The organism is Mycobacterium sp., from assembly GCF_035570115.1.
Classification (GTDB): domain Bacteria; phylum Actinomycetota; class Actinomycetes; order Mycobacteriales; family Mycobacteriaceae; genus Mycobacterium.
This window is the reverse complement of record NZ_DATMLH010000153.1, coordinates 1-6324: the sequence shown is the minus strand read 5'-3', so window position 1 is coordinate 6324 and position 6324 is coordinate 1. Positions and strand designations below refer to the sequence as shown.

General features: G+C 66.6%; 8 protein-coding genes and 1 pseudogene. 2 read left to right on the top strand and 7 right to left on the bottom strand.

The features are described from left to right. Nucleotides 1-44: 44 nt before the first annotated feature. From marP to nth, 4 genes are all read right to left on the bottom strand, one after another. A complete protein-coding gene (gene marP, locus VNW74_RS14760) occupies nucleotides 45-1235 on the bottom strand; it encodes an acid resistance serine protease MarP (protein ID WP_325678039.1) in 1191 nt (396 codons plus the stop codon). Further along, nucleotides 1235-2044 carry a CoA pyrophosphatase gene (locus tag VNW74_RS14755; protein WP_325678037.1) on the bottom strand — a complete coding sequence of 270 codons (810 nt, stop codon included), beginning with the start codon at nucleotides 2042-2044 and terminating at the stop codon, nucleotides 1235-1237. Before VNW74_RS14755 ends, marP begins: the two co-directional genes overlap by 1 nt. Before the next feature lie 88 nt (nucleotides 2045-2132). Beyond that, entirely contained in the window at nucleotides 2133-2783 is a 651-nt protein-coding gene (locus VNW74_RS14750; RefSeq protein WP_325678035.1) for a TlpA disulfide reductase family protein, read from the bottom strand. A 48-nt stretch (nucleotides 2784-2831) separates the two neighbouring features. Beyond that, nucleotides 2832-3512 (bottom strand): endonuclease III, encoded by a 681-nt coding sequence (gene nth / locus VNW74_RS14745; RefSeq protein ID WP_325678033.1) that lies wholly within the window; start codon nucleotides 3510-3512, stop codon nucleotides 2832-2834. A gap of 216 nt (nucleotides 3513-3728) precedes the next feature. Here nth and VNW74_RS14740 point away from each other — a divergent pair, with 216 nt between their 5' ends. Beyond that, complete coding sequence (locus tag VNW74_RS14740) at nucleotides 3729-4070, top strand: hypothetical protein (RefSeq protein WP_325678041.1); 342 nt, start codon at nucleotides 3729-3731, stop codon at nucleotides 4068-4070. Nucleotides 4071-4210: 140 nt separating this feature from the next. Beyond that, nucleotides 4211-4885, top strand: coding sequence for a cAMP-activated global transcriptional regulator CRP (crp, locus tag VNW74_RS14735; RefSeq protein WP_023368605.1), 675 nt, complete (start codon nucleotides 4211-4213; stop codon nucleotides 4883-4885). Nucleotides 4886-4965: 80 nt separating this feature from the next. Here crp and VNW74_RS14730 read toward each other — a convergent pair whose 3' ends face one another. From VNW74_RS14730 to VNW74_RS14720, 3 genes and pseudogenes are all read right to left on the bottom strand, one after another. Then, nucleotides 4966-5760 (bottom strand): MBL fold metallo-hydrolase, encoded by a 795-nt coding sequence (locus tag VNW74_RS14730; protein WP_325678031.1) that lies wholly within the window; start codon nucleotides 5758-5760, stop codon nucleotides 4966-4968. Between the two features lie 5 nt (nucleotides 5761-5765). Further along, entirely contained in the window at nucleotides 5766-6221 is a 456-nt protein-coding gene (locus VNW74_RS14725; RefSeq protein WP_325678029.1) for a RidA family protein, read from the bottom strand. After that, nucleotides 6218-6324, bottom strand: a pseudogene (locus tag VNW74_RS14720) (hypothetical protein); the annotation flags it as partial. The gene VNW74_RS14725 and the pseudogene VNW74_RS14720, both read right to left, overlap by 4 nt.

Sequence of the window (6324 nt, the reverse complement as noted above, 5' to 3'; positions counted from 1 at the left end):
CGCGCACCTAAAGCGCTTCCTCGACCGGGTGTACAGGTCGCCCCTTAACTGACACACTCCCCGGTGGCCACCGGCGCAGTGTCGCCGATGTGCGCCAGCTGGGCGGCCACTTCCTTGGCCGTCAGGACGAAACCGGTGTCGCTGTCGTCGACCGCCGCGCCGAACACCACACCGAGCACCTGGCCGTTGAGGTCGATTAATGGTCCGCCCGAATTCCCTTGCTCGACACTCGCTCTGACGGTGTAGACCTCGCGGTTGACCGTCGCGCTGCGGTAGATGTCGGGTCCGCTGAGCTCGATGAGTTCCCGGATTCTGGCCGGAGTTGCCATAAAGCCACCACCACCGGGGTAGCCCATCACTACTGCCTGAGTGCCCGACGTCACCGGGGTGTTGGCGAAGGCCAGCGGTCCGGACGGCAGGTTGGGCACCGACAGGATCGCGATGTCGACAGTCGGGTCGTAGGACACCACGGTGGCGTCATAAGGATTGCCGCTGGCCTCCACGGTGACGCTGTTGGCGCCGGCCACCACGTGCGCATTGGTCATCACGCGGTCTGGAGAGAGGACAAAACCGCTGCCCTCCAACACCTTCTGACAACTCGGTGCAATCGCACGGATCTTGACCACGCTGGGTTCGGTGGACGCCACGACCGGGTTGTTGGCCAGCGCCGAGTCCGGCGCCGCCACCGCCACGACCGGCGTGCGACTGAACGGCTCCAATACCTGCGGCAGCCCCGAGGTGTCCAGCAGCGCCGACAGCCGTTTGGGCACGGTCTTGAGCCACTCCGGCGCGAAGTCGTTGACCTGTGCCAACACCCGCGAGCCGCGCACCGCAGCGGCCAGGCTGGGCTGGCCCGCCGAGGAGGTCAGCGGCGTCGCCAGCAGCCATGCCGCCACCAACACCACCACCAACTGAACCGCCACCCCGATCAGCGAGTCGAAGAATCGGACCGAGTTGCTGTGGATCGCGCCGCGGACCGCGCGGCCCAACACCACACCGGCGACCTCGCCGACGACGACCAGCCCCAGGATCAGAAACAGCGCGGCGAACAGCTTGGCCCGCGGCGCGCTGATGTGCGCGACAAGGTGCGGGGCCAGCAGCACGCCGGCGATCGCTCCGAGTAGCACACCGACGAATGACAGCAGTGAGCCGAGCGCACCCGAACGCCAACCTGAGATCGCCGCGATGAAAGCCACTGCCAGCACAGCGATGTCGAGCCATTGTGAGGAGGTCATCAGGCATCATCCCCGTCGCCGACCAGGGCCATCGCTTCATTCAACTCCCGGACATCGCTGGTGTCCCAGGGCTCAGCCCAACCAGCCACATCAAGCATTGCCGAAATCACTTGGCCAGTGAATCCCCAAACCAGCATCTCGTTCAACAAGAAAGCCGGCGCGGCGAAGCGGCGGCTGAAGGAGCTGCGGTACACCATCAGCCGGTTGACCGGATTGATGAAAGCGCGCACCGGGACCCGGGCCACGATTGCCGTCTCCGCCGGATCGACGACGGCCACCGGCCCTGGATCCGGCGAATACGCCAGCACCGGGACGACGTGAAAACCCGACGGCGCGATGAACGTTCGCTCCATCGTGGCCAGCGGATGCAGCCTGCCGGTATCGATGCCGGTCTCCTCACGCGCTTCCCGCAGTGCAGTGGCCACCGGCCCGTCATCATCCGGATCGGATGCGCCACCGGGGAATGCCGCCTGGCCGGCGTGGTGGCGCAATGTGGAGGCCCGCACCGTGAGCAGTAGGTCGGCGTCGTCGGGCGGTGCGCCGTTGGTTTGACCCCACGGCGGGCCGGAAAACAACACCAGCACCGCTGCGTCGCGTCCGTCTTTGCGGAGCGTGGCCGTCGCCTTGGCGGCGGTCACCATGGCCAGGACGTCGGCGGGAAGACGGCGACGGAAAGCGTCAGGCACCTCACCAACGTTGTCGACCAGTGGACGCAGCCAGGACGGACCGAGTTCAGGCGTCAACGGAACCGTTCCTGGCGCGTGGGTGAGGTCTCCACCGCTTGGTCGCGGAGTGCCCCCTGCGCTCACCGGCGCCTCCTTCGTCTAATCGCCCGGCCCCTCCCCGGGCGACCTTGCGGCCCGCGTCGTCGCCGGTCGCGTCCGTCGTCGCCGTGCGTCATCGCGTCTGATCTCCGAGCGCAGTTGCGATCTCGTCGGCATTAGCAAAAGCTCGCGGCAGGGTCTGCGCAACGCTACCGTCCGAGCCCAGCACCACTGTCGCGGGCATCACATTTGGCACCCGCAGTGCCGCTGCGACCCGACGACGACCGTCCTGCAGAGTCGGTAGTCGAACACCGAGCTCCGCCAACCGCAGCAAAGCGGCCGTCTCGTTCTCGTCCTGGTGCACCGTCACCACCGTCACGGCCGGCCCGACCCGTCGTTGATACTCGGCCATCGCAGGGAGTTCGGCCGCACAAGGCGCACACCAGTACGCCCACAAGTTGAGAACCACCCGATGCCCGGCCAATGCGGGGCCGACGTCGACGACCGAGCCGTCGGCTGCGCACTCCGCCGTGACACCGCGCAACGCCGGCGGACCGGCCTCCGCGCCCGGGTGGGGACACTCCGCGAGGTCGGCACGCTGCCGCGGTCCGGCCAGCGCGGCCGGGTTGTCCGCGTCGCGATGCTCGCGACCGGCGCCGATTGCCGGGGCGGTTGACCGGTGGGCGCTATCGCGCAGGTCGACCACCAACGCCACGATCAACGCCGCGACCACCGCCAGCACCGCGAGGGTCCAGCGGGTGGTTCGAGGGGTGAAAGTGGTCAAATTAGGCCCCGTTTGCAGCTCAGTCCGGTTCTGGTGGGCGGTGCTGAGCTACAAGCCGACCATCGCCAGCAGGTGCTCGGTTTCCGGGCCCTGTACCAGGGCGGCGGCGATCAGCGGTTCGGTGGGCCCGATCCCGAACGACGGACAGTCCTTGGCCAGGACGCACACCCCGCACGCCGGTTTGCGGGCGTGGCACACCCGGCGACCGTGGAAGATCACCCGGTGACTCAGCACGGTCCACCCGCTGCGTTCGATGAGTTCACCGACCGCATGCTCGACCTTGACGGGGTCTTCCTCAGCCGTCCATCGCCAGCGCCGAACCAGCCGCCCGAAATGGGTGTCGACGGTGATTCCGGGGACATCGAACGCGTTTCCCAGGATGACATTGGCGGTTTTACGTCCGACCCCGGGCAGCGTCACCAGTTCGTCCATGGTGGCCGGCACCTCCCCGTCGAATCGCTCGAGCAATGCCTGTCCCAGGCCGATCAACGACGACGCTTTGTTCCGGTAGAAGCCAGTGGGGCGAATTAAGGCTTCAAGTTCTTCACGGTCGGCCCGTGCGTAATCCACCGCGGAGCGATAGCGGGCGAACAGCGCCGGGGTCGTGAGATTCACCCGCTTGTCCGTGCTTTGGGCCGACAAGATCGTCGCCACCGCCAGCTCCAACGGTGTGGTGAAATCCAACTCGCAGTGGGCGTGTGGAAACGCTTGCCCAAGTTTGCGATTCATGCGGCGCGCTCGTCGTACCAAACCCAAATGGGTTTCCGAAGACCAGCGGCGGGCGGCGGCGGCGTCGGGCGCACCGGACACTGGGGCGGCGGCGCGAGAAGGTTTGCCCATTATCACTCTCGACAGAGTACTAATTCGTGATCCCGCTGAGACCTTAGCCGTGTTTACTTGCGACTTGTGTCTTGGTTGCTCGTGGCATTCATCCCGGGTTTGCTGATGCTGGCGACTTTCGGACTTGGACGGCTGGAAGCGGGCTTAGTAGATAACACCGTGACGGCACGCGATGTCGCCGAGTTTCTCGAGCAGGCCGAGCCTATTGACGTGCGCACATTGGCCCGGGAAGGAATGCCCGAGGCCCTGGAGAGCCTGCACCGCCGCATCGGGCGTCTGGGAGACGAAACGCCTTATCGATTCGGCCGAGCCGAGCCGGTCACCGATCCGTTGCTGAGGGCCACCGTTATTTCCGCCCCCCGAGACCCCGGCCTACCGAGACAGTCGCATAAGCATTCGCAGGCGAATCGGCAATTTGGCCCGCCTCAGCATGCCAATCGTGTGTAGCGTTGGCACGTCGAGTTGATGGCTTACCTCTAGGCTCAGCCTGCGAGTGCCTAGAGGTACCCCTCGGGGAGCCAGCCAGCAACCCGGCCCGGGCATCAGACCCGTGCATATCAGAGTCGTTGACATAGCTAAGGGGCAACGTGGACGAGATCCTGGCGAGGGCCGGAATCTTCCAGGGGGTTGAACCCAGCGCCGTCGCCGCGCTGACCAAGCAGCTGCAGCCCGTCGACTTCCCTCGCGGGCATACGGTTTTCGCGGAGGGCGAGCCGGGTGATCGGCTGTACATCATCATTTCCGGAAAGGTCAAGATTGGCCGCCGTTCACCGGACGGTCGGGAGAATCTGCTGACCATCATGGGTCCGTCCGACATGTTCGGTGAGCTGTCGATCTTCGATCCCGGCCCTCGGACCTCCAGCGCGACCACGATCACCGAGGTGCGCGCGGTGTCGATGGATCGCGACGCGCTGCGGGCCTGGATTGCGGATCGTCCCGAGATCGCCGAGCAGTTGCTAAGGGTGCTGGCCCGGCGGCTGCGACGCACCAACAACAACCTCGCCGACCTCATCTTCACCGACGTGCCGGGCCGGGTGGCCAAGCAGCTACTGCAGCTGGCCCAGCGCTTCGGTACCCAGGAAGGCGGCGCGATGCGCGTGACGCACGACCTGACGCAGGAGGAGATCGCCCAGCTGGTCGGCGCGTCCCGCGAGACGGTGAACAAGGCGCTGGCCGACTTCGCCCACCGGGGCTGGATTCGCCTGGAGGGCAAGAGCGTGCTGATCTCGGACTCGGAGAGGCTGGCGCGGCGAGCGAGGTAAGCGCCGGCGCAAGCGAGCATCCAACAGCGCGCCAGGTAGCTTGTCCCGCCAGCGGCTAGGCGCTTTTGCGTCTGCTCGCGCTACTGAGTCCGCAGATAGTCCAACTGCGCCTGCACCGACCATTCCGCTGCGCCCCACAGCTCCTCGTCGACGTCGACGTAGACGTGCTCAACGACCTGGCGTGCGGTGGCGTCGTCGCCGAGATCCCGCAACGCCGAGCGCACCTGCTCCAGCCGCTGCTCGCGGTGTGCCAGGTATCCCGACGCCACGGCTTCCACATTCGCCAGGTCCGGCCCGTGGCCGGGTAGCACGGTCCGGCCGCCCAGTCCGCGCAGCCGGTGCAGCGACTCCAGGTAGTCGGCCAGGCTGCCGTCTTCGGTGTCGATGACGGTCGTTCCACGACCCAATACGGTGTCTGCCGTCAGCACCGCGTCGTCCAGTACGAACGACAGCGAATCGGCGGTGTGGCCGGGCGTCGCCAACACGGTGATCCGCAAGCCTGCAGCATCGATCACCTCACCGTCGGTCAGCTCGGCGCTGAGGCCGCGCAAGAACCCGCTGCCCGCCGAGCGCACCGGTGCGCCGGTCAGGTCGACCAGCTTGTCGATGGCGTCGGTGTGGTCGCCATGACGGTGGCTGATCAACACCAGGGCGATGCGGCCCAGGTCGGCGATTCTCGCGATGTGCTCGTCGTCGTCGGGACCGGGATCGACGACCACGATCTCATCGCTGCCTGGTCCACGCAGCACCCAGGAGTTGGTGCCGTCCAGCGTCAGCAAGCCCGGATTGTCGGCCAGCAGCACCGATGCGGTTTCGGTGACCGGGCGTAGCCGGCCGTAGGCGGGATGTGTCAGCGATTCAGCGGCGTCGGTCACGGTCGTTAACCGACCTCGACCACCAGCTCGACCTCCACCGGGGCGTCCAACGGCAATTCGGAGACGCCGACCGCCGAGCGGGCGTGGCTGCCGCGATCCCCGAACACCTCCCTAAGCAGATCCGATGCGCCGTTGACGACGCCCGGCTGGCCGTTAAATCCGGGTGCGGACGCGACGAATCCGACCACCTTGACCACTTGGATTACCGCGTCGATACCGACCAGCGAGTCGACCGCGGCCAGCGCGTTGAGCGCGCAGATCCGTGCCAGTGTCTCACCCACCCCAGGGGCGACGTCGGCCCCAACTTTGCCCGTCACGGCCAGCTTTCCGGTCTGCGTCGGCAACTGACCCGACGTGAACACAAGGTTGCCGCTGCGCACAGCCGGGACGTAGGAGGCCAACGGCTTCGCCACCTCGGGCAGTTCGATCCCCAGCTCTTTGAGCCGGTCAGACGCACTCATTTGGGGCGTTTCAGATACGCCACGTGCTGCTCACCGGTCGGCCCGGGCAGCACGGCAACCAGCTCCCAACCGTCGGCACCCCACTGATCGAGGATCTGTTTCG

Bases quoted from the DNA above. Each gene is read 5' to 3' on its own strand.
- VNW74_RS14740 (WP_325678041.1), top strand. From the start codon at position 3,729: ATGCTGGCGACTTTCGGACTTGGACGGCTGGAAGCGGGCTTAGTAGAT.
- VNW74_RS14725 (WP_325678029.1), bottom strand. From the start codon at position 6,221: ATGAGTGCGTCTGACCGGCTCAAAGAGCTGGGGATCGAACTGCCCGAG.
- marP (WP_325678039.1), bottom strand. From the start codon at position 1,235: ATGACCTCCTCACAATGGCTCGACATCGCTGTGCTGGCAGTGGCTTTC.
- nth (WP_325678033.1), bottom strand. From the start codon at position 3,512: ATGAATCGCAAACTTGGGCAAGCGTTTCCACACGCCCACTGCGAGTTG.